Source organism: Listeria sp. ILCC792, from assembly GCF_900186135.1.
Classification (GTDB): Bacteria; Bacillota; Bacilli; order Lactobacillales; family Listeriaceae; genus Listeria; species Listeria goaensis.
In genome coordinates this window covers 94,767-121,752 of the sequence record NZ_FYBO01000005.1, presented here as the reverse complement: position 1 = coordinate 121,752, position 26,986 = coordinate 94,767, and the positions used below count along the sequence as shown (strand labels likewise).

The window sequence follows — 26,986 nt, the reverse complement described above, 5'->3', positions numbered from 1 at the left end:
GTACACTGTAAACAATCATAAAGCAAGGAGCAAAGGAGCCATGGAATTAAATAAATATGTTGGAAATAAAATCAAACAATTTCGCGAAGAAAAAGGGCTAAGCCAAGAAGGGCTTGCCAAACGCTTAAATACAACAAGACAAACCATTAGCCGTTATGAAAACGGTGAAAGAAAGGCCAATCAAGACGTCTTATTCGAACTTGCCAAGATTTTCAATCAAACAATAGATGCTTTCTTCCCTCCAAGAAGTCAAGAGGCAAAAGATGAGCGCTTAATGACGATTGCAGCTCATTTAGATGATGACGTCACTGACGAGGAATTGCGAGATATTCTTGCTTACATTGAAATGAAAAAACAACTTCATCGCGGGAAGTGAAAATATGTTTGAAGAATTGGTGAATGATTATCAAAACAAAGTAACCATAAAAGAAGAAAAAATGCCTAGCAAATTGCCAGGCTTATATATTAACGGGACCATTTTAATCGACAGTCAAAAAACAGATACCGAAAAGCGCTGTCTTCTAATTGAAGAACTTATGCACTGGAAATACACATATGGCAATATTATCAATCAAAAAGAAATGGCAAATCGCAAACAAGAAATTTTCGCTAGAAGACGCGGATATGAGGAACTCGTTCCACTTGAAGATATTATTCGTTGCTTTTACAATGGTTTTAGAGAATATTTCGAAGTAGCCGAACACCTAGGCGTGACGGAAGAATTCTTAATTCAGACGGTTGCTTTTTACCGAGAAAAATACGGTCCAATGTATAACTACAAAAATTACTTTATTAATTTCGGTAATACGATTGATGTTTACCGCAAATACTAACGCCCGCTTAATCAACTTCTTGTAGTAACATGCAGCACCATCGAAAGGATATTTTTATGAAAAGGCCCAGCCACGATGAAATAAAGTTCACCTTAATTTTTATAGCTGATCCAAGCTTTAATATTTTCATACTTCAAGATGAGTTTTTCATGCGAAATCCGCAATACAAATTAACATTAACCACCTTTTTCTATACCGTCTTCTGGCTTGAAGCAAACGACTACATTTTGCGCCAAACAAAAAGCCGTTTAAACGAAAAACGGTACAAACTCACTGAAAAAGGAACCTCACTCTTACAAAGTTTCGGCCAAATGGAGGGCTTAAAAGATGAGTAAAGAAAAACTAGACTTACTTCGACAGATTGCTTACAAGTACTATATTGAAGAAAAAAGTCAAGAAACGATTGGACGTGAACTCGATATTTACCGGACGAGCGTCAGTCGTATGCTTAAACAAGCAAAAGCCTCCGGAATTGTGGAAATTAAAATTCATGATTTTGATGAGCAGATTTACGAACTTGAAACGGCGCTCCAAGAAACTTTCAACTTGAAACACGTTCGCATCGCCCGAACCGAACCCCATTTTTCAAGTAAAGAAAAAGATGAAAACCTCGCACAAATTGCATCCCTCTCTATAAAAAACATGATCAAGCCACACGAAACAGTCGGCGTCGCCTGGGGTGAAACGCTTGGCAATGCTATCGCGCAAATTGATAACCGCCGCAAAACAATGGCCACTTTTGTCCCAATTGTCGGCGGCCCAAGTCATATCCATTCCCGCTTCCACGTCAACACGCTCGTCTACGAACTCGCAAGAAAATTGGGTGGCACAAGTTTATTCGTCAATGCAACAGTTGTGCAAGAAACAGCGGAACTAAAAAACGGCATTGTTCACTCACAATATTTTCAGGAATTAAAATCCAAATGGGCAAAACTAGATGTCGCTCTCGTCGGAATCGGCGGACTTTTATCTGAGAAAACGAGCAAATGGCGTGACCTTTTATCACCAGAAGATTACGCAGAGTTACGCCTTCGCGAAGCGTGCGGGGACTCATGTTGCAATTTTTTCGATAAGGACGGCAAAGTTTTACACGGTCCACTATACGAACGCACCATCAGCATTGGTCTCGAAAATTTAAGCGCCGTCCCAACTGTTCTCGGAGTTGCTCGGTCAAAACGCAAAAGTCGGGCTATTTACGCGATGCTAAAAAAAGGCTACATCAATGCTCTTGTAACCGATGATGAAACGGCTAAGCTAATTTTGAAACATGCAAAAAGCTAGTTTGCACAAATGTGCAAACTAGCTTTTTTGGCGTTACAACTCGCTTGGTTTCGTCCGCTTTTTACCCCAAAACAGCAAAGAACTTATTTTTTTCTAGCTTATTTTTGCTAAAATGAGGGCAAAAGGAGTGATTTTAATGGAATTTATGCTCGATACTGCTAATTTAGAAATTATTAAGCGCTATGCAGACAATTTACCCCTTGCTGGCGTCACTTCCAACCCTTCTATTATAAAAAAAGAGGGCAAGCTTGAGTTTTTCACGCACATGAAGGAAATCCGAAGCTCCCTTGACCCAACTGCCTCCCTACACGTCCAAGTTGTCGCCACCGACTACGCCGGAATGATGCGCGACGCAGAAGCCATTTTGCGCCATATCGACGACCAAGTTTTCATTAAAGTCCCCGTCACCGAAATTGGTTTACGCGTCATCAAAGAATTGCGCGCCCAAAAAATAAATGTAACGGCCACGGCCATTTATTCGAAAATCCAAGCCTATTTAGCGATTTCGGCAGAAGCCAATTATATTGCGCCGTATTTCAACCGCATGGAAAACCTGAACATCAATCCGCGCGACGCCATTTTGGAAATGAGCACAGCAATTGAGCGGTCGGAAAGTAACACTAAGATTTTAGGCGCTAGTTTTAAAAATGTCGGCCAAGTGAATTCAGCCCTAGAATGTGGTGCCCATGCAGTAACACTAGGCGCGGATATTTTTAAACAAGCGTTTGAAATGCCTTCGATTGAAAAAGCCGTGCACGATTTCACGAGCGACTGGGAAGCTGTTTTTGGCGCTGGACATGTTGTCGCGAAATTTTAAGGTAGTAGAGAAGAATAACCGCCTTCTGAGATTTTTGCAAAAAAATAAGACCGCGAGTCCTGTCTTCCAAACGTTCGAAAACGCCGACAGTACTCCGGTCTTGAGGGTTTGGCACCCAATGGGTTATGAGGGGTTCGAACCCCCGACCCGCTGATTAAGAGTCAGCTGCTCTACCAACTGAGCTAATAACCCGATTGACTCAACGTTCTAATTCTATCACTTTTTTCAGTTTTTGCAAGAAATTTAAATTAGAAAGCTAGGTCTTGAAGGTTTCGCCTCATTTGACCTAGCTTTTTTTCAAAAATTATTCTTTAATCTCTTCTTGCATATCTTTGTTTTGAATTCTTGATTTGCGAATGTAGTAGACGATGATGACGCCGACAAACCAAAGTGGTGTAATGAACAGCGCCACGCGAGTGTCTTCAGCAAGCGCCAAGACAACGAGCACGAACGCTAAGAACACTAAAATCACGTAATTCGCAAATGGGTAAAGCGGCATTTTGAATTTGTTTTTTGCCGCTAGTTCTGGGCGTGTTTTCCGGTATTTTAAGTGTGCGAGAACAGTGATGCCCCAAATGAAAATGAAGCAAACCGTTGATACACTTGTGATGAGTGTGAATACACCTTCTGGCATAATGTAATTTAAAATAACGGCGATTAAAATGATAATTGTCGAGAAAAACAGCGCGTTGGACGGCACTTTGTGTGAAGTCAGTTTCGTCATGGATTTAGGCGCATTTTTTTCTTTTGCTAACGAATAAATCATTCGGCTTGTGCTGAAAACCGCACTATTACAAGCCGAAGCCGCCGAAGTTAAGACAACAAAGTTAACAATTCCTGCAGCAGCCGTTATTCCTACAGCAGCGAAAACCTGAACGAACGGGCTTTCAGCAGGATTAATCGAATTCCACGGATAAATGCTCATAATCACAAGGAGAGCACCAATGTAAAAGATAATAATCCGAATCGGAATGTTGTTAATCGCTTTCGGGATAACACGCTCAGGATCCTCAGTTTCCCCAGCAGTCAGGCCGACAAGCTCAATACCCACAAAGGCAAAGACCACCATTTGGAAGGAAAGTATGAAGCCATTTGCGCCGTTAGGGAAAAAGCCACCGTGACTCCATAAATTTGAGAAGCTTGAAGCTCCAGCGTCCGTTGAAAAACCTTTAATAATCATGAATGTGCCAATAATGATGAGCGCCAAGATCGCAATGATTTTAATAAGGGCAAACCAAAATTCCATTTCCCCGAAAAGTTTAACCGTCGCCAAGTTCATAATAAGCAAAATGACGAGCGCGATTAAGCCCGGCACCCACTGGGCAACATTTGGAAACCAAAATTGTGTGTACAGACCGACTGCCGTTAAGTCAGCCATCGCAATTGAAATCCAGCAAAACCAGTACGTCCAACCCGTTACAAACGCCGCCGCATTTCCAAAATAATCCTGTACGAAATCAACAAATGAATGATACTTTAAATTTGAAAGTAGTAATTCGCCAAGTGCCCGCATAATAAGAAAACAGATTGCCCCTGTAATCATATACGCGAACAAAATCGATGGGCCAGCTAAGTGAATGGATTTCCCTGAACCAAGGAATAGCCCAGTTCCAATTGCTCCCCCAATGGCAATTAGTTGGACATGACGGTTTTTTAGACCTCTTGATAATTCTTGTTTCTCTTCCATTATGTACTTCCCCCTCTTCAGTCTTGGGACTCGCTAAGTTCTTTACCAATTTTGCAGAGCCGTCTGTGTATGAACTTAAATTGATTATTAAGTTATCCTTTAATCATACAATAAAATCAGATTACTCGCAAAATATCATAAAAACAGTAAATTTTTCCTTTTTCACAATGTAAGCGCTATCACTATTTAGATTTTACCATATTCTTTTACAAATTGACAATAAGGACACTTAAAACCATCTATATATTTACCTAAATTTGTTGATAAATAAGGATTTCTTGTTATTTTTTACCTTAACTCCCAAATTGGTTCGAAATTTAGGCCTATTGACTTATTTTTTAAAAGTTTGTGAAAACGCTCCCAATTTTCGGTTTGTACAACAAAAATGCCGACACGCCAATTAAAACGAAGTCCGGCTACCCCATTTTAATCCATATAAAATTTTTTTATGGTATACTTTTCCAAAAGGAGGTGCTTTAGTTGGCGACGTTTACGCTTTTAGATAAAGTTATTTTTGAGAACGCTTCAAATATGGAGCTTAAAGATGAAAACGGGAAAATTGTGGCGCTTATTAAAAAAGAAGTACATTCTGACCGTGAAAAAGACAACTCCTATATTTATACTGCGCCAGACGGCACAATGATTGGCCAAATCCACCGTAAAAACACTGGCATAAAACGATTTATACTTGCTGAATATGAATTTTATTACGAGGGGAAACGCTTCGAATTAAAAGATAAAGTTGGCAACAGCATGCTCTATTTTTCTGTCATAGCAGAATTTCTAGATCAAAAAATTTTAATTGAGGAAAACTTAAACGAAGATGTTGACTTACATGCGAATGATAAACTGCTTGCCACTATTTTAACTGGCGATTCTTTTTTCACGATATCCTTTTCATTTGATGACAATGTCGACACCCATTCCCATCTATTTGTCCTCCTCGTTTTAATGTACTTCATGCTTAAAATTTATAAAGACGAAACTGGTGTTGTTGATGATATTATCGATATTTTTGAAGACTAAAAAAGCATAAATCCCCTATACCACTTCTAAAAATGGATTTTATGGGATTTATGCTTATTTTTTATTAAAATTAGTCTGTTAAGCTAAACGCCAAACACTTTTGACAACATGCGTTTGATTGCGGTCTGGTCCAACTGAGAACATGGAAACTTGAACACCTGTAAGTTGGGCGATACGCTCCATGTAGTGTCTTGCATTAGCTGGTAAATCATCAAGCGACTTAACGCCGGTGATATCTTCCGTCCAACCTGGTAGCTCTTCATAAACTGGTTCGCAGCGCGCCAAATCTTTAAGGCTAGCCGGGAACTCTGTAATTGTTTTGCCGTCAAGTTTATAAGCGACACAGATTTTCAGCGTTTCAATGCCGGTAAGTACATCAAGAAGCGTTAACGAAAGATCTGTTAGCCCGCTGACACGTCTTGCATGACGCACGACAACACTATCAAACCAGCCTACTCGGCGTGGGCGTCCAGTCGTTGTTCCGTATTCTCGGCCAACTTCGCGAATGTTATCGCCAATTTCATCAAACAGCTCTGTTGGGAACGGGCCATCGCCAACGCGCGTCGTATAGGCTTTCGCAACACCGACAACGTGATTGATTTTCGACGGGCCAACACCACTTCCGATAGTTACTCCGCCAGCAATTGGGTTGCTTGATGTGACGAACGGGTATGTCCCCTGATCGATGTCTAGCATGACGCCTTGCGCGCCTTCAAATAGGACGCGTTTTCCTTCGTCCAGTGCATCATTTAAGACGACCGACGTATCGCACACGTATTCCTTGAATTGTTGGCCGTACTCATAATATTCATCTAAAATTTCATCTAAAGTAAACCCTTCTAATTCATAAAAGCGCTCCAAAAGACGATTCTTTTCTTTTAAATTTTGTTCTAGTTTTTCTTTAAATGTTTCTTTGTCTAAGAGGTCTACAATTCGGATGCCGACACGCGCAGCTTTATCCATGTAAGCAGGTCCAATGCCTTTTTTGGTCGTCCCAATTTTATTTGCGCCCTTGCGCTCCTCGTCCGCTTCATCAATGCGAATATGATACGGTAAAATCACGTGCGCCCGGTTTGAAATACGTAAATTCGCCGTATTTACACCTTTTTCATGTAAGTACGTTAATTCTTCCACTAGCGCTTTTGGATCTACTACCATTCCATTTCCAATAACACTGATTTTCTCTTTGTAAAAAATACCAGATGGAATTAGATGCAATTTATACGTGACGCCGTCAAACTTAATTGTGTGCCCCGCATTGTTACCACCTTGATAACGTGCAATTGCTTCTGCATTCTCCGAAAGAAAATCTGTAATTTTTCCTTTACCCTCATCGCCCCACTGTGTTCCAACAACAACAACTGAAGACATGTAAACACCTCATTTTTTGGTCTTTAGCTAACCATTCGCGTTAGCTATTATTTCCATTATTCATTTTACCGTTTCTCCTATCATTCGTCAACGGATATCACGAACGATTTTTTTAGTATTAAAAAAATCGTTCGTTTTTACTTTTAAAAAAATAATAGACCATGAGCAGGTGCGCTCATAGTCTATCTGTCAGGCTTGTTCGCTCCACTAAAACATCGCACGGTGCGTGAAGTGTGACGTATCCAGCTACGCTCCCGAGTAAAATGCGGCTTAGCCTCGACGTGCCGACCGCCCCAACAACGATTAAATCTGCGTGGAACTTTTCATCGGCAATTTCCACGATGGTCGCTTTTGGCGGACCATAATCTAAAATCGTTTCCACGCTTTCTACGCCTAATTCTTTCGCGCGCTTTTCATAATCCGCCAACAACTTTTCTGCATTTTCCGTAAATTGATTGACCGTTTGCCCACCATCAAGCGCCGTCAAATTCGCAAAGTAGAGTGTATCGATAATTGTCGTAATTCCAAGATGCGAGCCGTTGCGCTTTGCCGCTCCTGCCGCTTTTAAAAAGGCCGCTTCCGCAGAGGGTGATCCGTCAATTGCAACTAAAATCCGTTTGTAATTTTCCATGTCAACCACTCCTTTTCACAAAACCTTACCCCTTTTTTTAGCAAAAAAAACAGAGCGATTTATTCGCCCTGCCTAATTTTAAGCCATCTCATCATATCTTACTTCAAGGTTAACAAATTTATTGTACTCCTTCACAAAAGCGAGCTTGACGTCCCCAACAGGACCATTACGCTGCTTCGCAATGAGAATCTCAATCGTTCCATCATTTTCGCCTTCACGGTCATAGTAGTCTTCACGATATAAGAATGCCACAATATCCGCATCTTGCTCAATTGAACCCGATTCCCGAATATCCGACATCATCGGACGCTTATCTTGGCGTTGTTCCACGCTACGCGACAACTGCGACAGCGCAATGACCGGCACCTCAAGTTCACGCGCAAGTGCTTTAAGTGAACGGGAAATTTCCGATACTTCTTGTTGGCGGTTTTCGCCGCCTCGGCCACTCCCTTGAATCAGTTGCAAATAGTCAATGACAATCATACCAAGCCCCGACTCTTGTTTTAAACGTCGACATTTCGAACGAATCTCATTAACGCGAACGCCTGGCGTATCATCAATGAAAATCCCCGAATTGGATAGCGTCCCCATCGCAATCGTAAGCTTCTGCCAATCATCTGACGTCAGCGAACCCGTACGCAAATTTTGCGCATTGATATTGCCTTCCGCACAAAGCATCCGCATAACAAGTTGCTCGGCGCCCATTTCAAGGCTAAATATCGCCACATTTTCATCCGTTTTTGTCGCCACATTTTGTGCAATATTAAGCGCAAATGCTGTTTTACCAACTGATGGACGAGCCGCAACGATAATTAAATCATTGCGCTGAAAACCAGCCGTCATCTTATCGAGCTCTTTAAAGCCCGTAGGAATACCAGTTATATCGCCTTTTCGGTTGTGTAAAATCTCAATGTCATCATATGTTTTAACCAAAACGTCCTTAATGTTTTTAAAAGCACCCACGTTTTTGCGCCCGGAAACTTCTAAAATGCTTTTTTCAGCTTCGTCCATGAGCGCGTCCAGCTCGTCCTCACGCGAATAACTATCCGTCGCAATTTGAGTCGCCGTCCGAATTAAGCGCCTAAGAAGCGCCTTATCTTCAATAATGTGCGCATAATATTCTAAGTTGGCCGCTGTCGGAACCGCACCCGAAAGCTCCGTTAAGTATGGTAAACCACCCGCATCCTCAATCCGACCACCAGCAGCAAGCGCCTCATAAACTGTCAGCACATCTACCGCTTTCCCGTGGTCATTCAAATCAAGCATCGTCTCAAAAATCAGCTGATGCGCCTGCCGGTAAAAATCGTCCGGCATAAGTATTTCAGAAGCCGTAATCAGCGCATTCGGTTCAAGAAATACAGCCCCTAAGACGGCCTGCTCAGCTTCAATATTTTGCGGTGGCGTTCTATCTTGAAAAGTATCCACTGCCCTTAGCTCCTTTTTTTAAAAGTTAGTTTTTCCTTTATTCTTCTGTTACGTGTACTTTCATTGTAGCGTTAACCTCGTGATGTAGCTTAATCGGTACATTCGTGTACCCAAGCGAACGAATCGCATCTGGAAGATCCATTTTCCGCTTATCAATTTTAATCCCAAAATCCTTTTGCAAGGCTTGCGCAATTTGTTTTGTCGTAATCGAACCAAACAAACGCCCACCTTCGCCTGATTTCGCCTTCAGTTCAACCGTCAAGTTCTCCAATTTTTCCTTCAGCGCTTTCGCTTCAGCAAGCTCTTCTTGCGCATCTTTTTCCGCACGTTTTTCTTGCCCGCGCAGCGCGCTCATATTTTTCGCATTCGCTTCCACAGCGTTCCCATTTTTTATCAAAAAGTTTTTCGCGTAACCGTCCGCCACGTCTTTCACTTCACCTTTTTTACCCGAACCTTTTACATCTTTTAGAAAAATGACTTTCATATTATGTTTCTCCCTTCCAATACGCGTCAATCGCGTCTAATAAAGCTTTTTCCGCCTCAGCAATCGTCACACCTTTAAGCTGCGTCGCCGCATTAGACAAATGGCCGCCTCCGCCTAGTTTCTCCATAATAACCTGCACATTAATTTCGCCCAGAGAGCGAGCACTAATCCCAATCATCTTATCAGGACGAAGCGTAACGACAAATGAAGCCTGCACATTTTCCATCGAAAGCATCGTATCCGCCGCCTGAGCCGCAATAACCGTCCCGAAAACTTCATTTTCATGACCTTTTGCAACCGCCAACCCGTCGTGATAAATCTCAAGCGATTCCACAAGTTTACTACGCTGCGTAAAAGTCGCTAAATCTTCTTTAAGAAAATTTTGTACCAAGATGGTGTCCGCCCCAAGCGACCGCAAATAGCTTGCTGCGTCAAACGTGCGTGACCCCGTACGTAACGTAAAGTTCTTCGTATCCACCACAATCCCAGAAAGTAACGCTGTCGCTTCAATTTTGCCCACCTGTTCCAAATCTGGCTGGTATTCAAAAAGCTCCGTCACAAGTTCCGCCGTTGAAGATGCATACGGTTCAATATAAACAAGTACCGGATTTTCCACAAACTCTTCCGAACGACGATGATGGTCAATGACAACCACATGCGAAGCCGATTCCAGCAACTCGCGATTCATCACCATCGAAGGCTTATGCGTATCCACCACCACAAGCAAACTCTTATTGGTAATATTTTCATTAGCCACTTGCGGCGTCACAATATTTTTAATCACATTCGGATACTCTTCAATTTCGGTCATCAGGCGTTCTACGTCCGGACTCATTTTACCCGGTTCAACCACAACATACGCATCACGATCATTCATCTCTGCAATACGCATCACGCCAAGGCTTGAGCCGATAACGTCCATATCTGGATAGCGATGTCCCATAACAAAAACTTGGTCGCTTTGAGTGATCAACTCTTGAAGCGCCTGAGAGATTACCCTGGCACGCACACGCGTCCGCTTTTCCATCGGATTGGTTTTTCCCCCGTAAAAGCGCACTTGACCTTCCGGCTGCTTAATCACAACCTGATCCCCGCCGCGCCCAAGCGCAAGGTCCAGCCCCGACTGCGCAAGATCCGCTAAACTAATCAGATCATCTTCATTATAGCCAATCCCAATACTTAGGGTTAAAGGAATATTTTGTTTAGACGTACGCTCGCGAATGCGATCTAACAACGAAAACTTTTCCTCTTCCAAACGTTCTAACATGGCCTCATTTAGAAATCCCATAAACCGGTCCGAACTAATTCGCTTCAAATAAATTCGGTGCTCACGCGCCCAGTTCGTGAGCATAGACGTCACCAAATTGTTTAACGCGCTCCGGCGTCTATCATCCATGCCCTGCGCCCATTCATCGTAATTATCAAGAAAAATAATCGCAAAAACAGACTTCTCCGCCTTATATTTCTCATTTAGCTCATAATATTCCGTGCGATCATACAGATATAAAATCCGCTCTTCACGTTTAACAATTGTATCAAAACGGTATTCACGCCATTTAATAGACTGTATACCCTCTTGTTCCTCACCTTTAATAACAGCCAGAAATTCTGGCCCGACATCAATTAGCGGCTCTCCAATTAGCTTGTGATTATCAAAATACTTCGCCATGAATGGATTTAACCACTGAATCTTATAATCGTCATCATACAGCATAATTCCCATAGGCATCTCAACAAGTGCATCTTCTTCGCTGCGTTTTATACGATACGTTAAATTAGAAACATATTCTTGCACCTCTTGATTTAAACGATGCTCAAAATAAAACATCGCTGTAATCAGTGCAACGCCTGCAACAAATATAATAACAGCGAGCCACCACTCATAGAAGAAAGTAATGACACACAAAATTATCGTTGCCGCAACTAAGCCATATAATGGATATTTAAGCATTCTTTTCTCAAAAAAGCCTTGCATTTCCATTCAGCTCCTAAACAAAAAATGATAATCCCTGTAAAATGTAGTCGTCCACTCTATATTTTACCTTTTATCGAACAGACTTTCAAATCAAAAAAGGTCAATCCGACTTTTCATACGGATTTGACCTCTATAGTTTCATTCCTCTTATTAACTTACTTGATGCCATACAAATTTCGCCATTAGTCATTGTCAGCTCGCCTGTAGCTTTATCCACTTCATTAATATTATTTTTATTAACTAAAAATGAGCGGTGGCAACGATAAAACGGTTCATCTAATATTTTCTCGACATCTTTCATCTTGGCATAAAACTCGATTTGCCGATTTTTGCCATGCAAAACAATTTTATGGCTTTTCGTAGACGTTTCAAAAAACAAAATATCATCTTGCTTCTCGTGAATTACTTTTTTATCCGTTAATCTAAAAGTAAAATATTTGTCTGGCTCGCGCTCATCTAACATCCGCTGTTGCACACTCCGCAAACATTCATGAACACGTTCCTGAACTTCTTTCACATTATCTTTAATGATATAATCTAACGCTTCCACTTTATAAGTAAAAGTTAGATAGGTTAGTTCTGCATGCGTTGTGATAAAAATAATAAACCCACGTGCATCTTTTTCTCTAATTTTCTTTGCTAATTCAAAACCATTTAAATCGGGTTGTTGCAAATCAATATCTAAAAAATAAAGTCCCATCCCTGCAGATTTTTCAATCTCTTCCAAAACTTCATAAGGATTACCAGAAGAAAAAACAATTTCCATATCAAAATGTTCTAGCATAATAAAATCTTCTATATACTTCGTTAGTCGTTCCCGCTGAATTCTATTATCTTCACATATAAAGATCGGTAACATATATATCCCCTTTTCCTATATGATTTCTAACTCTTGAATAAACTCTCTATCCATCAGTTTTGTAGCTAATGTGACGTTTGAATATTTTTGAATTGTTTCTCTTAAACTGGCTAAACCTAATCCTCGAGCATCACCTTTAGTTGAAAAGCCTTCTTCAAATATTTTATACACAGGCGGCATGTTTTCCGGTATGCTATTGGCAAAAACAATTAATACAGAGTCTTCCCGTTTCACAACAGCCAAACGAATGAAAGGATCTTTACTTTCTGCAGCAGCCTCTACGGCATTATCTAGCAAAATCCCAACAATTTTACATAAATCGATACTCGGCATATTAATCTTATCAATTTCTTCTACTACTTCAACAATCGCATCAATTTTAAGTTCTTGCGCTCTTATTAGTTTAATGGCAATAAGCCCTTTTAGCTCCATTACATGAATGTTTTGAAGTAATGATATTTTATGGTTATTTGAAATCATCGTTTGGTTGATTGGGACGATATTTTCTGAAAAGAACTTCTTTAATCCTTCTATATCATCTTTTTCCATGTATCCCGCCATACTTGAAAGTATATTAATATAATCATGACGAAAAATACGCATTTCCTTATGCAAACTTTCTAGAGTTGTTGTGTATTCTTGCAACTGTTCAAATTGCTCTTGCTGCGTCTTCATCTTGATTTCTTGTATAGCTGATTGAAGTACCATATACAAAATACCAATTAATGTAAGAAAGTAAACAAGAAAAATAACTGTATTTAGGCGTACAATTTCTTGAATAAAACCATCCGCCGCACTGAAAAATATATTCAAATGATAAATAAGCAAAGTAAGAAGCACAACTGCAAGAATCATAAAACCATATTTTCGTTGATTTAAATATGTATATACGCTCCATTTATCAATCACTTTTTTCAAAACAAATGCGATTAAACAAGCAAACAGCATCATGGCGATAGCATAAAGTATAGTGTATCTCAAATCACTTGAAATATCTCCAACTTGAATATTAAAAGCTGACCATAATAACGGATTTAATATATAATCACACATTATTGATATAATAAATGTAATCGAGGGAATTGTTACAGCAAAGAATACAGACTGTTTTTTATATAATAATGCTATAGTAAAAATACCAATGGTAACTAAGTTTAACCAATAAGTAATCATTGGAAAAAGAGGGATAACCGCTATAGCACAGGCTAAGGTGATTAATCCCTCTTTCCATTTTAATAGTCGTCCCGTTAGTATTTGTATTACAATAAAAAATCCTATATTTTGAATTAATATGGCAACAAACAATATGATTTGTGGATTCATGACTAGCCCCCAAAGTTGTTTTACTTTCATATTAATTCTATCATATTTTTTTATCAGAATACTATAGCAAGGTAACTAAATTTTTATTTTTTTTCTAACGTTTTTAGCATCGGATTTTTCGGCTCATAAGTAACACCAAAACAAGATTTTCTCATTGAAGTATTTGCAATCTTCAATCCTTGATCCTCTAGTTTACGTCCAATAAAATTACCCATTTTTTTACTCATAGCTTTCATAATTCTTGTACCTCCTGTTTAATAGTTTATACATTAATGGATGAATCGAAATGACTTGATAGACTGACCCCAACATGATTAGTGTTTTCATCTCTGCAAAAGGTACAAGTAATGTTATTAAAAACAATACTAATGTACATACCATTGCTTTTCTTTTTAAGATTTTTCTTTCTCCTGAACCAATAAGAGGCAGACTTTCTGTGTCAGACGGAGCATAATGAAACATATTGATAAGAACAAAAGCAAACACAACTATGACAGCTATATTATTAGACTGAACGGATTGAAATACAAATGGTCCTAAAACAAACATCAAAAGGCTTGTAATTGTACAGTTCCAGCTTTTAATCGCATGAAGTCCAAAAGAATATCTTCTTAAAACTATAAAAGCTAGATGTGTAATTAAGGTTTCCCAAAACACCCCAATCAGTAAAGCAAGTATGTAGACAAAAGAAATTTTAAATACGTTGATTAAAATAACTTCTACGCCGTACTTCACTTTCAAATACGTTTCTTCATCATTTTGAAAACGCTCTTTTGAAATTAGTTTATCTGCTAATTTTTCTGTCAGTGTAATTTGTTCTGTTGCACTACTCAATATTTTCACCTCCGTCTATTATTTTACCTCTAAATTAATAGTCAAAACGAAAAATGCCCTGAAATGTCCGTTTTTAGTCCTAAATAACCAAAATCAAGTTTTTTTCTCCATTTTTTGTGTAATTGACAGAATTTTAAAATGGGTATTATGACATTATTATAGGGTTTTTAGGCTTAATTAATCTGAAAAATACAAGTTTAATCACCTATAAAAAAGCCCCTTTAAAAAGGGGCTCAGACGGATGACAAACAGCAATCTTCGTTGTTAAAGCCTCCGTTCCGCTCCTCACGTACTCAAGTACGCTCTGGTGCGGTACTCGGCTTTGCCTAGAATCTCACCATTTGTCATCCGTCTGAATATAGTGGGATTACGTTTTGTTTTGTGTTTTTCTATAAGCTAAAAGCCCCTTTAAAAAGGGGCTTTTAGTTATAATTTATTTTTCTTCTGCAACAAATGGTAGTAATGCCATTTGACGAGCGCGTTTGATAGCAACAGTTAATTTACGTTGATATTTAGCGCTTGTTCCAGTTACACGACGAGGTAAGATTTTACCACGTTCAGAGATGAATTTTTTTAGTAATTCTACATCTTTATAGTCAATGTGCGTAATGCCGTTAGCCGTAAAATAACATACTTTTTTACGACGACGTCCGCCTCTGCGTCCTCCAGCCATAATTTCTCCTCCTATTCTCTATCCAAGTGTTTTGGTTAAGCAAGCAAATCCGGTTTAGAACGGCAAATCGTCATCCGAAATGTCGATTGGTTTTCCGTCGCTAGCAAAAGGATCATTGTTTGTTTGCTGATAACCTTGAGATTGAGATTGCTGATTCTGATTGTAACCACCGCCAGCAGGTTCCTGATTATAGCTGTTAGTATTGTTATTACCACCACCGTTATTACTTTGGTAGCCATTTCCACCGCCACTATTTGCATTACGTGGCTCTAAGAATTGGACACTTTCAGCAACGACTTCGGTTACATAGACACGTTTTCCATCTTGGCCTTCATAATTACGTGTTTGAACGCGACCGTCAACACCAGCAAGACTTCCTTTTTTCAGGAAATTTGCTACGTTTTCAGCGGGTTTTCTCCAAACAACACAATTGATGAAATCTGCTTCACGTTCCCCTTGTTGGTTTGTAAATGTGCGATTTACAGCAAGTGTAAAAGTCGCAACGGCAACACCAGAAGGAGTGTAGCGAAGTTCAGGATCTTTAGTTAAACGTCCTACTAAAATGACACGGTTCATCATCTAGAAAAAGCCTCCTCTCATTTAATAAATCAAGAAATTTCTTGAATTAGCTTTTATTCTTCTTCTTTAACGATAATATGACGAATGATATCATCAGAAATTTTTACTAAACGATCAAATTCATTGATAGAATCAGCGTTTTCAGCAGAAATTTTGACGATGTGGTAAAATCCATCACGGAAGTCTTGGATTTCATAAGCCAAGCGACGTTTACCCCATTCTTTTGATTCGATGATCTCCGCACCATTGCTTGTTAAGATTCCGTCAAAACGTTCTACTAACGCTTTCTTTTCATCTTCTTCAATGTTCGGACGAATGATGTAGTTAATTTCGTATTTTCTAGCCATCTTTTTACACCTCCTTGTGGTCTTAGCGGCTCTAATAAGACAAATTGTCCTATCTCTAAATAGCAAATGCATTTAGAAACGAGCAAGGAATAATTTATAATTACTCACAATAAAGTATTATACCATAGTGCGAAACTTGCATCAATAAATTTATGCAAAATCGTTTTCCTATGTCCGGTAAAGTGGCATTGTCATACATCTCGGGCCACCCCGACCACGCGAAAGCTCAGAACTGATAATTTCATGAACTTTAATTCCGTGGCGCTTCAAAAGTTCATTGGAAACTTGGTTGCGGTTATATGTAACAACTTCCCCCGGTTTTATTGCAAGCGTGTTGGCCCCGTCGTTCCACTGCTCGCGGTCAGAGTTGATGGGATCACTTCCGCCGCAAGGAATCAAGTCAATTTCAGGTTCGTTTAAGGCTTCGCTCAAAACGGCTTTTATATTGCTAGATGTTGTAATTTTAATGTCTGCTAGGCGTTTGTCCCACTCCATGATGAACAACTTGAGTTCACTTGAGATGACGCTTGGATGGACGATGAATTGGTTTTTCGCGACCATTGTAAATACGGTGTCTAGATGCATGAAGGCGCGCTCTTTGGGGAGTTCAAACGCGATGACTTGCCGGATGCCTTGATGTTTCTGAAATAAATTTGTCGCGAGCATTTGAATAGCTCGCGGATCCGTTCGCTCGGAAATTCCCACCGCAATCGCTTTTTCAGACAGCACAATTTCATCGCCGCCCTCAAGTGCATATCGGTTATCACGGTCAAACCAAATAGGGGCGTTTTCTTTAAAAAAAGCGGGGTGATGTGTGGCGATGAACTTCATAAAATAGGATTCCCGCTTTCTTGCGGGCTGACTCATTTGGTTTATGGAAAGACCATTGCCAATTACAGCTGCCGGATCGCGCGTAAAATAAAGGTTCGGCAGCGGTGCCAAATAAAAAGGATCCCGATGTTCAAGCATTTCGTCAAGCCGCGCTAGGCGCCGTTTTGGAACCTCCGTTTTCCTAAGCCCCGTCATCACTTTTTGAATAAGTTCTGCAGTCTCAAAATCATTCAAAAAAGATTCAAGATGTTGGGCATTTTCGCCAAACTGTCCGGCTTCTTTAACAGTGTCGCGAATAAAAATTGCGCGCGTATCGCTCGCCAAAATCGCTTCCTCTAGCAAATTTTCTAAGTAAAAAACTTCCGCGCCATTTTCCCGCAACACGTTGACAAAAAAGTCATGTTCTTTTTGTATCGCAGGCAAAAAAGGAATATCATCAAACAATAATTCATGTAAAAATTGCGGCGTTAAATTTTCCAGTTCCCGCCCAGGCCGTTTGACCACCACTTGTTTAAGAGTCCCAATTTCCGAATTGATTCCTAGTTTCATCTTTATCACATCCTCCTTCTATTCATACCCTCTTCCCTAAAATGTGAACACTTTATGTCAATTTTATGTATAAAATTTAACTTTTTTATAAGAAAAATGCATGAAATATCAATTTAACCACTGGTACAAAGCGTTTTTCGATATACATTACTTTATTTAATTTTTTAAAAAGAAAGCGTCGTCTTTGTTATTTTATGATAAAATTTAACATAGACCTTTTTAGGAGGCCATATGTTGAAAAATAAGTACTTAATTACTCTTTTATTATGCATCTATGTTTTATGCGCTGTTGTTATTTTAATTCCATCTTCTACGACTAAAAAACAAACCTATTCCATCGAGAAAATCGCGCAATTGCTTTCAAAAGATCATATTGATATTCATTCGGCTCAAGCGGAATTCAAACAGTCCGAGTTAAAAATTTGTTTACCGATGTCACTCAGCCCGATTTTAAACAAACAGCTTAAAAATGTTGAGAATTTTAGTTTATCGGTTGCTTTTGAGGACCAATTTCGCGATGTGATGAGCTTGCCGACAAATGTTATTCCGATTGCAAACAATCAAGTGGCTTACACGGATCTGTACTCATTCGAAATTTCATTTACGGTTCCGACGAATGCGCGTACTACTGATATTTCTCGTTTTTTGGAAAATACGCACCCTTCTTTGGAACTCCATTTTAAAAATAAAAATAATGAAACAGTCGCTTCACTTACTGATATTCCACTAACGATCCACTTAAATACTTAAACAAAAAAGCGAAAACAAGAAAAGCCTCTAGACTAAAGGACTTCAATTGTTTTCGCTTTTTTTAATTACTCTTTTTCTTGCCAAATTTCGCTTGAAAAAATGATACGAACATTGGAATGACCGATACGAAAATGATACCTAAAACAACGATAGAGAAATTCTCTTTGACGATTGGGATGTTCCCAAAGAAATAACCGGCAAGTGTACACAGAAGTACCCAAACGGTTGCGCCTAGTAGGTTATAATTTAAGAAATAACGGTAATTCATTCGGCTGGCACCTGCTACAAATGGTGCGAACGTGCGGATAAATGGCATAAAACGAGCAATGAAAATTGTTTTTCCGCCGTGTTTATTAAAAAATGCTTCGGCTTTTTCCATTTTCTCCCGATTAATGATTTTTCCAAACCAACTATCTTCTGGTATACTCGTTCCAATTTTTCTACCAATATGGTAATTGACGGTATCCCCAAGTACTGCTGCGACCCATAAAACTATAATAAGCGGAACAATCTTTAAAATTGATCCGTCTAAAACCGCTAGCGCGCCGCCAGCAAATAAGAGAGAATCTCCCGGTAAGAACGGAAAAATAACCAGTCCAGTTTCAATAAATACGATGAGGAATAAGATTACGTACGTCCAAATTCCAAACGTATTAATAATTTCAACTAAATGTTCATCAATATGTAGAATAAAATCAAATAACCACGAGATAAAATCCACCAAGCATTCACTTCCTTTATAAAAATATCTTATTCATTGTATCACAGATTTAACACTCATTTATCCAACTTACGATTGATTTAACAAAACTTTAACAAAAAAATTCCCACAAAAATGTCATTAAATTCGTCAAATTGTCAAAAAATGGCTACATCTTTCATAAAAGAACTATGTTATGTTATACATGTACCAGCGGAAACTGGTCACTGTAAAAATTTCTCATAATTTAAAATAACGTCTTCAGGCACAAGACGTTATTTTTTCGCATAAAAATAGACTGATGGCAGATGGTGTGATTCTTTACCATTTGCCATCAGTCTATTTTATGCTTCCGCTGAAGCTTCTTCATAATTAATAAGTGCGATTAAACCGCCCAGCGCTAAAAGCATGATAGGCACTAGGAACATCATCGAAACGGACATGGTGCCACCAATTGCTGCTGCAATCATCATAACGCCGCCCATGCGCGGTTTATGCGCCACAACGAATGAGCCAACTAAACCGATAGCAGACAATACTAATGCCCCGCTAGTCAGTATATAAAAAGCCACAGATTCTTCTTCAAGCGCTTGTGAAATCCCTGGAATGGTCAAAACCATTAAACTAAAAGCGATACCAAGTGCTGCCCCCAAAAAGCCAAGCAATCCTTCTACTTTCATTATGTCACTCTCCTTTTTATGCTTTTTCTTAATGTTACCACCTTCCTAGGCGGTTCGCAATAAAACGCCTTCATTTTCCAATAAAAATTTCGGCGCCTATCGGAATTGGGACGGCATCACTCGAATGGCCAATTTGATTTGTTTTGAAAACGGGGATGCCATATTTTTCGCCCACTTCAATGAATAGGCGGTCAATTTGCGGACGGAAGCCTTGTTCTTCAGCTTCTGTGAACTGCCCTAGCAAAAGACCTTTACACTGAGAAAAAGCGCCCAGTTGCTCGTACTGGGCAATATACGTGGCCATTTTCGCCTCATTGCCGCTAAGTGCTTCAAACAAAATGATTTTTTGCTTAAAATCGGGCATAAATTTGGTGCCAGCAAGCTTCAAAAAACAGCGGATATTTCCGCCAATCAAAGTCCCCGCAAGGTTCGGCGCCCCCGTAATGAAATCCCCAACCAAACCAGACGGCTCACCCTCCATAAAACAACGCTCAAACTGGCTTAAATCATGGTTCAGATGGAACAGCACTCCCGGTTGCCCCGCCACTGCATAAATACCATTTAAAATGGTCGTTAAATCGCTGTAGCCAACAAATGGCTTTGGATTTTCAGACAGCAATTTAAAATCTAAAAAAGGCAGTATTTGATTCGCAACGTCACCGCCTGAAATATCAAAAATCATTTCAATTTCTTTGTTCAAATAAAGTTTATGAAGTTCATTTGCGCGTTCCTCTGCACTTCCACTGTAAATCGAATTCGCGTGAGCGTAAATTGTATCTGCTTGCACCACTTCCAAACCATATTTTCCTGCTAATTTTTTGTACAACTCTTCCCATTCCAGTCGGCTACTAGACAACCGTCCGTTCGAACAGGCAATCACGCCAATTTTACTTCCGCGTTTTAAAATCATCGAAACGCCCCCTATACGAGCTATTTTATCCAAAAAAAAGCAGAAACGCACGTTTTATTTGCACGTTTCCACTTTTAAATTTTAGCTATTTTTTCTTACCGGCCTCAACGTAACTCATATCGCCTATGGAATCGACTGTAAATTTACCTTTATCATACGTGATTTTTGTGACGCTGGCGTTTTCAAGTTCTTTCTCTTTGTAGTTTTCAGTCATATCCGAAATCATCGCACCGATAGCCATTCCGTGGCTTACAACTAGCACGTTTCCACCACCATTTTTTGCATTTTCTTCCGCGATAGTTTTAAGTTCTTGTTGCATGCGCTTTTTCACAACGTCATAGCTTTCTGCGCTACCAGTTTTATCTAATTTAACGACTTCTGCTAAACTTTGATCTAAATTTACTTTGCCAGCTGCAAAATCTTGCATCATCGTTTCCTGTGAGGGATAACCTAAATTTTTAGCAATATCTGTCCACATATTTTCATTTAAATCGCCCTCATAGCTACCATAACAAACTTCTCGTAATTTAGGACTTTCCTGCACATTTAGCTTTTTCTGTCCTTTTGTATCAAGAACTATTCTTGCAGTTTCTCTAGCTCTTCCAGAATCACTTGAATAGGCTGCTTTAAAATCAATATCTGATACGCCCGAACCGAGTTGTTCGGCAACTTCAACGCCGGGTTCTGTGAGGGGAGTATCCGACCAGCCTTGAACGCGGTGAGCTGTATTAAACATTGTTTTTCCGTGACGGGTTACATAAAGTGTAACTGGGCCATCTGCTTTTTCAGCACTTTCTTTTTTCGAAGTTTCATCTTTTGTGCCACAACCTGCGAGCAACAGTAAGCTTAAGCTAACAAACAACAGTTTCCAAATGTGCTTTTTCATTCCACATTACTCCTTTTTGTTTTTGATTAAGTAGCAAGTTCTAGATGACTAATGTGATTAAACGATCGCCAACTTTGACTGTTTTATCATCAACGACAAGGATATCTAAATATTTTTCTGAGTTTGTCACAATGATTGGTGTTGTAATATCATAGCCTGCCGCTACAATTTTAGCAATATCAAATTCTGTTAGAAGTTGTCCTTTTTCAACACGATCGCCTTGTTTCACGTGTGTTGTAAAATGCTCACCATTTAATTGTACGGTGTCCATACCAACATGCATTAATACTTCGCCACCATCATCTGTTGTAATTCCAACTGCATGTCCTGTAGGGAAAATCGTTGTTATAGTTCCACTTGCTGGTGCGTATAATTTACCTTCTGTAGGAACAACTGCTGCACCTTTTCCAAGTGCGCCAGATGAAAATGCTTCATCTTTTACTTCTGCAAGAGTGATAACATCGCCTTCAATTGGGCTAACTAGAACTTCACGTTCAATCAATGTTTCTGTTTCACGTGGAACATTTTCAGTTGTTGCTTCTGCATTTGCAGGATCTTTAAAACCAAATACATACGTTAAGATAAAACCTAAGATGAATGCTACAACGACTGCGATAATTGCCGCAAGCATTGTACTATCAACAGGAGATCCTGGTTTAATAAAGTTCGGGAATCCGAAAATTCCAAGTCCACCCATAATGTATGATTTAACTTCTGAGAAGCCAATGATTGCACCACCGACTGCACCACCGATACAGCTCATGATGAAAGGTTTTTTAAGTGGTAACGTAACCCCATAAATCGCTGGCTCTGTTACACCAAAAATTCCTGAAATAAATGCTGGAACACTTAGTGATTTAAGTTTTTGATTTTTAGTTTTAATCATAACTGCAAGTACGGCACCAATTTGTGCGAAAGATGCACCAAATGACATTGCTAACACTGGGTCATAGTGTAATTGTGTTAAGTTGTTGATTGCGATTGGAATAAGTCCCCAGTGAAGTCCGAAGATAACAAAAACTTGCCAGAATCCACCTAGGATAAGTCCTGCAATTACTGGACTTAAATCGTAAATCCAAATGGTACCTGCACCTAGCAATTTACCTGCCCATGTTGCAATTGGTCCAATGACCATGAATGTAAGTGGGACAACAATTAGTAGTGTGACAAATGGTACGATGAATGTTTTAATAACATCTGGAATAATTTTCTTCGCCACTTTTTCAACTTTAGAAGCGAACCATGTTGCAATAATAATTGGAATAACAGACGAAGCATAGCTCATCAAGATAACTGGGATACCTAAGAATGTTACATGAATTGGGGATTCAAAAATTGTTCCCGCAAATAACACATATTCTGGTTTTCCAGTTAAGATACCTGCTAATGTTGGATAAACAAGGGCAGCCCCGATGGCCATACCGATGAATATATTTCCACCAAATTTCTTACTCGCTGTGTAACCTAGGAAGATTGGGAAGAAGTAGAATAGACAATCTCCAATAGCATATAAAATCTGGTATGTTCCAGAATCTGCTGTCAACCAACCGAAGGCTAAGAATGCAGCAGCGAAACCTTTAATCATACCTGTTGCAGCTAATACGCCTAGTACTGGTGTAAATACACCCGAAATCATATCGATAAAGCGGTTAAAAATGTTACCTCCGCCACCAGAATCTGCTTCACTAGAACCTTCTGGGTTAATACCGCCTACTTCAAGTACTGCTTTATAAACGTCTGGCACGTGGTTTCCGATAACCACTTGATATTGTCCGCCACTTTGAATAACGGAAACAACGCCATCTAACGATTTAATTTTTTCAGTATTGGCAATTTTCTCATCTTTCAATTTAAATCTTAGACGTGTAATACAATGAAACACGCTATTAATGTTTTCTGTACCCCCGACATTTTCGAGAATATCTTTGGCTAACTGTTCATATTTCATAGCCGACCCCTTCTTTCTTCAAATAGTTTTGGGCAAAAAGAAAAACCTAAACTCATTTGAGGATTTTGCGCACAAATTGCACGTATCCTTCAAATCAGCTTAGGTTTTGCCCAACGAATTGGTAACAATCCTTTGTGATGAGTTAAATATATCATACATAGAAAGCGTTTGCAATACCTTTTTTAAAATTTTTTGACAGGCCTAAACAAACCGTGTTTAGACCCGTCAAAACAACGTTAAGCTAAATCAGTACCGTTTGTTTCAATCACTTTTTTATACCAGTCAAAAGACTTTTTCTTCGAGCGGTTTAAAGTGCCTTTTCCTTCATTGTCGCGATCAACGTAGATGAAGCCGTAGCGTTTTTTCATTTCCCCGGAACCTGCACTGACTAAGTCGATACAGCCCCAAGGTGTGTAGCCTAGAAGTTCTACGCCGTCTTCCATCGCTTCGCCCATTTCGCGAACGTGTTCACGTAAGTAATCGATACGATAATCGTCGTTAATTGAACCGTCTGCTTCCACTTTATCGACAGCACCAAGACCATTTTCTACGATGAAAAGAGGTTTTTGGTAGCGGTCATAGATGGCATTCATCGTAATGCGTAGACCAAGCGGATCAATTTGCCAGCCCCATTCGCTTGCTTTCAAGTATGGGTTTTTAAGTGTCGCAAACACGTTACCTTCAGTTTCTTTATTCACTTCCGGGTCAGCGCTTGTTAGGCGGGAAGAATAATAGCTAAACGCTACGTAGTCAACTGTATGGTCGCGCATTACTTCCAAATCGCCATCTTCCATTTTCAACTGAATATTCTTTTGTTTAAATAATCGCTTGCTGTAGCTCGGATAATAGCCACGTGCCTGCACGTCAACAAAGAAGTAGCCTTCACGGTCAGCTTCCATCGCTTTCCAAATATCGTTTGGATTTGGCGTGTTTGGGTAAGTTGTACCTGCCGCAAGCATACAGCCTATCATGTTTTCTGGATTGATTTCGTGACCTAATTTTGTCGCCATAGCAGAAGCAACAAGTTGGTGATGAATCGCTTGATATTTCATTTCTTCAGGATTTTCAGCGTTTGTAATGTCCATGCCGCCGCCAAACATTGGAATGTGTAGAATCATATTGATTTCGTTAAATGTCATCCAATATTTCACTTGGTCTTTATAGCGTTTGAAAATCGTTTCACAGAAATTTAAATAGAAATCAATCGTTTTGCGGTTTGCCCAGCCATTATAGTCTTTCATTAGGCCTACTGGCGTATCGAAATGATTAATTGTGACAACTGGTTCAATTCCGTATTTATGACACTCGGCAAAAACTTTATCATAAAATTCGAGTCCTTTTTCATTTGGCGCCGTTTCGTCCCCATTCGGGAAAATTCGCGGCCAGCTAATGGACAGCCGGAAACATTTAAAGCCCATTTCGGCGAATAATTTAATATCTTCTTTGTAGCGGTGATAAAAATCAATTGATTCATGGCTCGGATAATAATTGTACTTTGTAGCGAGTGTTTTTTGCGGGTCAACAAGTGCGTCCCAACGACCTTCTTCAACAGAAGGAAGTAAATCCACAAGCGATAAGCCTTTACCATCTTCTAAGTAAGCGCCTTCACATTGGTTTGCAGCAACTGCCCCGCCCCATAAAAAGTTATCTGGAAATTTAAAATTTGTCATGTTGAAGCTCCTCTCAAAATTCATTTGCATCTTCACTATAAAATATGTAATGCATTACAGAGCAAGCTTTTTTTATAAAAAATTTTTCAAATAAATAAAAAACTACCACGTAATGCTGTGGTAGCCTACATTTTATTATTCCTCGGATTGTATGGATAATCCTATTCCTAGATATTCTGGTAATATTTTTACTAAAGCAAAATGTTCTTTGGCAACAAGCTAATTGTTAACAATTAGTATGGGTAAGCTTTTAATACCATGCAATTTCAATTCTGTATACACTTTCTTATTTTCTACAAAAGGCTCTATAGAGTCTTCCATAGCAAATAGTTTCATATCTACTTTCTTTCCATAAAATTTCAAATACTCTTCTTGAAAATCTGTATTCATGAAACTCTTCATTACTTCAACATTTTCATTTTGTTCATTCATAAGACAAAAATATGTTATTTCAATTATCTACCTAATGTCACGCCTCCTGCACTAATTGAATCATTTTTACCATATATAACTAAATTTGTAAATCATTATTATACTAATTAAGATACATACTTTTCAATTTTGTGATGTCTTCTTTAGTTAGCCCGAGACCATCTTTTAAAAACGCGTCCATTGAGCCGTATGTTTTGTCGATTTCATCAAACGCAGCGTTTAAGTAGCTTTCGCGCACATCCATGACGGCTTTCATTCCGTCTGCGGCTTGCTGGTTTTTTGTTTCTGCAAGGACAGCTTGAACGGCTTTTTCATTTTCGTCCGCGCGATATTTGTTGGATAATAAATAGTCCTCCATCACCGTATCTTTTGGCACACCTAGGGCGGATAAAACGAGGGCGGTTCCAAATCCTGCTCTGTCTTTTCCAGCGGTACAGTGCCATAAAACGGCGCCTTTTTCATTTTCGAGCAAAATATCAAAGAACTCTTTGTACGCTTTTCGTGAATTTTCGTCCGTCACGAAGCTTTTATTTGCCTCGATTAAAAAGCTTTCTGGATTGTCCATTGTGCTTAGGCTCTTAATTAAATCTTCCGTGCTTGTGGATGCACCGTTATCCTTCATGACAGAATCGTGTGTATTTTTCACGTTTTGAATGGGTGGATCTGGCTTTTTCTCCACTTCACTATTTGTTCTAAAATCAACAATTTGTTTTAAGTCGTACGTTTTTTTCAGCTTATCGATATCATTTCCAGTCACGGTATAGAGTTCTGCCGAGCGAATTAAACGGTGTGGTTTTATGGTTTTTCCGTCCTCCGTCTTGTATCCCCCGAGGTCTCGCACATTAATAGCGCCTTCGAGTGCAATTTGCTTGCCGGGTACTATTTTTTTCTCCGAAATAGCGTTTTTACTGTCTGCCTTTGCATTTTCATTCGCCTGACACCCTGCGAGTATCAAACTTGCTGAAACAACTGAAATCCCAGTAACTTTCATCCATTTTTTCATATGTAAAATCCCCTCCTAATGCCTATTATAAAGTGCTTTTTTTAGGCTTCGATAAAGGAGAGGTAAATTTCGTGTGAATAATTATGAATTTTATGTGTTTTCTCAAAAAAAAACGTACTTTCCTGAAATAGGAAAGCACGTTTTTACTTTACATTAAATGATTCATGTGCCCAATTTCCATGACCCAATATGAGCCGAGCACAACTACGATTGCGATGAAAGCTGCAAAGAGAATGTTGCCGACTTGAATTTTGCCGTCGCGACCTTCTGTCATGTGCATGAACATGAGCAGTTGCAGTGCCGCTTGGATAAAGGCAAAGATGAAGATGATGACGACTTTTACACTGTAGTCGAGCGTGGAGTAAAGTGCTACCCAAACCGCTACAAGTGTAAGGACGATGGATAAAATAAAGCCAATGATATGCTTCCACGGAACTCCCGTTTCCACATGTGCGCTATTTGTATTTTTATTTTCTGCCATT

The 26,986-nt window shown here is 39.4% G+C and carries 29 protein-coding genes and 1 tRNA gene; 7 read left to right on the top strand and 23 right to left on the bottom strand.

What is annotated here, in order from left to right:
- The first annotated feature begins 40 nt into the window (after positions 1-40).
- The 5 genes from CFS60_RS07520 to CFS60_RS07500 all read left to right on the top strand — a co-directional run bounded on the left by CFS60_RS07520 (position 41) and on the right by CFS60_RS07500 (position 2,931).
- On the top strand, positions 41-376 hold the full coding sequence (locus tag CFS60_RS07520; RefSeq protein ID WP_088810150.1) for a helix-turn-helix transcriptional regulator: 336 nt from the start codon (positions 41-43) through the stop codon (positions 374-376).
- A gap of 4 nt (positions 377-380) precedes the next feature.
- Positions 381-833: an ImmA/IrrE family metallo-endopeptidase gene (locus CFS60_RS07515; RefSeq protein ID WP_088810149.1), complete on the top strand. Its 453-nt coding sequence runs from the start codon at positions 381-383 to the stop codon at positions 831-833.
- 56 nt (positions 834-889) lie between these two features.
- Positions 890-1,168, top strand: coding sequence for a DUF3116 family protein (locus CFS60_RS07510; protein WP_088810148.1), 279 nt, complete (start codon positions 890-892; stop codon positions 1,166-1,168).
- The gene (locus CFS60_RS07505; protein ID WP_088810147.1) at positions 1,161-2,114 is read left to right on the top strand and encodes a sugar-binding transcriptional regulator; all 954 of its coding nucleotides are present in this window, start codon (positions 1,161-1,163) and stop codon (positions 2,112-2,114) included. The genes CFS60_RS07510 and CFS60_RS07505 overlap by 8 nt, the downstream gene beginning before the upstream one ends.
- Positions 2,115-2,250: 136 nt before the next feature.
- Positions 2,251-2,931 carry a fructose-6-phosphate aldolase gene (locus tag CFS60_RS07500; RefSeq protein ID WP_088839040.1) on the top strand — a complete coding sequence of 227 codons (681 nt, stop codon included), beginning with the start codon at positions 2,251-2,253 and terminating at the stop codon, positions 2,929-2,931.
- A gap of 119 nt (positions 2,932-3,050) precedes the next feature.
- Here the strand turns inward: CFS60_RS07500 and CFS60_RS07495 are convergent.
- Together CFS60_RS07495 and CFS60_RS07490 are read right to left on the bottom strand one after the other, a co-directional pair.
- Positions 3,051-3,123: transfer RNA gene (locus CFS60_RS07495), tRNA-Lys, on the bottom strand.
- A 112-nt stretch (positions 3,124-3,235) separates the two neighbouring features.
- The gene (locus tag CFS60_RS07490) at positions 3,236-4,618 is read right to left on the bottom strand and encodes an amino acid permease (protein ID WP_088810145.1); all 1,383 of its coding nucleotides are present in this window, start codon (positions 4,616-4,618) and stop codon (positions 3,236-3,238) included.
- A 480-nt stretch (positions 4,619-5,098) separates the two neighbouring features.
- Here CFS60_RS07490 and CFS60_RS07485 point away from each other — a divergent pair, with 480 nt between their 5' ends.
- Positions 5,099-5,644, top strand: coding sequence for a hypothetical protein (locus CFS60_RS07485; RefSeq protein WP_088810144.1), 546 nt, complete (start codon positions 5,099-5,101; stop codon positions 5,642-5,644).
- Positions 5,645-5,722: 78 nt separating this feature from the next.
- On the opposite strand, the gene CFS60_RS07480 is transcribed toward CFS60_RS07485, so the two are convergent.
- The 13 genes from CFS60_RS07480 to arcA form a co-directional block, all read right to left on the bottom strand.
- Complete coding sequence (locus tag CFS60_RS07480; protein WP_088810143.1) at positions 5,723-7,015, bottom strand: adenylosuccinate synthase; 1,293 nt, start codon at positions 7,013-7,015, stop codon at positions 5,723-5,725.
- Positions 7,016-7,190: 175 nt separating this feature from the next.
- Positions 7,191-7,646, bottom strand: a complete 456-nt coding sequence (locus CFS60_RS07475) for a universal stress protein (protein WP_088839039.1) — start codon at positions 7,644-7,646, stop codon at positions 7,191-7,193.
- A gap of 78 nt (positions 7,647-7,724) precedes the next feature.
- Positions 7,725-9,071, bottom strand: a complete 1,347-nt coding sequence (gene dnaB, locus CFS60_RS07470; protein WP_088810141.1) for a replicative DNA helicase — start codon at positions 9,069-9,071, stop codon at positions 7,725-7,727.
- Between the two features lie 37 nt (positions 9,072-9,108).
- Entirely contained in the window at positions 9,109-9,555 is a 447-nt protein-coding gene (gene rplI, locus CFS60_RS07465; RefSeq protein ID WP_088815990.1) for a 50S ribosomal protein L9, read from the bottom strand.
- Position 9,556: 1 nt separating this feature from the next.
- The gene (locus CFS60_RS07460; RefSeq protein ID WP_088810184.1) at positions 9,557-11,530 is read right to left on the bottom strand and encodes a DHH family phosphoesterase; all 1,974 of its coding nucleotides are present in this window, start codon (positions 11,528-11,530) and stop codon (positions 9,557-9,559) included.
- 130 nt (positions 11,531-11,660) lie between these two features.
- Complete coding sequence (locus CFS60_RS07455) at positions 11,661-12,389, bottom strand: LytTR family DNA-binding domain-containing protein (protein WP_088810139.1); 729 nt, start codon at positions 12,387-12,389, stop codon at positions 11,661-11,663.
- 15 nt (positions 12,390-12,404) lie between these two features.
- Positions 12,405-13,700: a sensor histidine kinase gene (locus CFS60_RS07450; RefSeq protein WP_369821469.1), complete on the bottom strand. Its 1,296-nt coding sequence runs from the start codon at positions 13,698-13,700 to the stop codon at positions 12,405-12,407.
- A gap of 95 nt (positions 13,701-13,795) precedes the next feature.
- Positions 13,796-13,948, bottom strand: a complete 153-nt coding sequence (locus tag CFS60_RS07445) for a cyclic lactone autoinducer peptide (protein WP_088810137.1) — start codon at positions 13,946-13,948, stop codon at positions 13,796-13,798.
- On the bottom strand, positions 13,932-14,546 hold the full coding sequence (locus CFS60_RS07440; protein ID WP_088810136.1) for an accessory gene regulator B family protein: 615 nt from the start codon (positions 14,544-14,546) through the stop codon (positions 13,932-13,934). The genes CFS60_RS07445 and CFS60_RS07440 overlap by 17 nt, the downstream gene beginning before the upstream one ends.
- A gap of 433 nt (positions 14,547-14,979) precedes the next feature.
- Positions 14,980-15,219 (bottom strand): 30S ribosomal protein S18, encoded by a 240-nt coding sequence (gene rpsR, locus CFS60_RS07435; RefSeq protein ID WP_036097540.1) that lies wholly within the window; start codon positions 15,217-15,219, stop codon positions 14,980-14,982.
- A 54-nt stretch (positions 15,220-15,273) separates the two neighbouring features.
- A complete protein-coding gene (gene ssb / locus CFS60_RS07430) occupies positions 15,274-15,798 on the bottom strand; it encodes a single-stranded DNA-binding protein (RefSeq protein WP_088810135.1) in 525 nt (174 codons plus the stop codon).
- A gap of 53 nt (positions 15,799-15,851) precedes the next feature.
- Positions 15,852-16,145, bottom strand: coding sequence for a 30S ribosomal protein S6 (gene rpsF / locus CFS60_RS07425; RefSeq protein WP_088810134.1), 294 nt, complete (start codon positions 16,143-16,145; stop codon positions 15,852-15,854).
- Positions 16,146-16,313: 168 nt separating this feature from the next.
- Positions 16,314-17,531 carry an arginine deiminase gene (gene arcA, locus CFS60_RS07420; protein ID WP_255387556.1) on the bottom strand — a complete coding sequence of 406 codons (1,218 nt, stop codon included), beginning with the start codon at positions 17,529-17,531 and terminating at the stop codon, positions 16,314-16,316.
- 228 nt (positions 17,532-17,759) lie between these two features.
- Between arcA and CFS60_RS07415 the strand changes: the two genes are divergently transcribed.
- Positions 17,760-18,275, top strand: coding sequence for a hypothetical protein (locus CFS60_RS07415; RefSeq protein ID WP_088810132.1), 516 nt, complete (start codon positions 17,760-17,762; stop codon positions 18,273-18,275).
- A gap of 61 nt (positions 18,276-18,336) precedes the next feature.
- Here the strand turns inward: CFS60_RS07415 and CFS60_RS07410 are convergent, their stop codons facing one another.
- The 8 genes from CFS60_RS07410 to qoxD all read right to left on the bottom strand — a co-directional run bounded on the left by CFS60_RS07410 (position 18,337) and on the right by qoxD (position 26,985).
- Positions 18,337-18,996, bottom strand: coding sequence for a DedA family protein (locus CFS60_RS07410; protein ID WP_088810183.1), 660 nt, complete (start codon positions 18,994-18,996; stop codon positions 18,337-18,339).
- Positions 18,997-19,319: 323 nt separating this feature from the next.
- Positions 19,320-19,655, bottom strand: coding sequence for a DUF4064 domain-containing protein (locus CFS60_RS07405; protein ID WP_088810131.1), 336 nt, complete (start codon positions 19,653-19,655; stop codon positions 19,320-19,322).
- A gap of 70 nt (positions 19,656-19,725) precedes the next feature.
- Entirely contained in the window at positions 19,726-20,565 is an 840-nt protein-coding gene (locus CFS60_RS07400; protein WP_088810130.1) for an LD-carboxypeptidase, read from the bottom strand.
- 85 nt (positions 20,566-20,650) lie between these two features.
- Entirely contained in the window at positions 20,651-21,451 is an 801-nt protein-coding gene (locus tag CFS60_RS07395) for a histidine phosphatase family protein (protein ID WP_088839036.1), read from the bottom strand.
- 40 nt (positions 21,452-21,491) lie between these two features.
- A complete protein-coding gene (locus CFS60_RS07390) occupies positions 21,492-23,399 on the bottom strand; it encodes a beta-glucoside-specific PTS transporter subunit IIABC (RefSeq protein WP_088815996.1) in 1,908 nt (635 codons plus the stop codon).
- A 236-nt stretch (positions 23,400-23,635) separates the two neighbouring features.
- Positions 23,636-25,069, bottom strand: coding sequence for a 6-phospho-beta-glucosidase (locus CFS60_RS07385; RefSeq protein ID WP_088815997.1), 1,434 nt, complete (start codon positions 25,067-25,069; stop codon positions 23,636-23,638).
- 535 nt (positions 25,070-25,604) lie between these two features.
- Complete coding sequence (locus tag CFS60_RS07375) at positions 25,605-26,504, bottom strand: tyrosine-protein phosphatase (RefSeq protein ID WP_088810125.1); 900 nt, start codon at positions 26,502-26,504, stop codon at positions 25,605-25,607.
- 148 nt (positions 26,505-26,652) lie between these two features.
- Positions 26,653-26,985 (bottom strand): cytochrome aa3 quinol oxidase subunit IV, encoded by a 333-nt coding sequence (gene qoxD, locus CFS60_RS07370; RefSeq protein ID WP_088810124.1) that lies wholly within the window; start codon positions 26,983-26,985, stop codon positions 26,653-26,655.
- Between the last annotated feature and the right edge of the window lies 1 nt (position 26,986).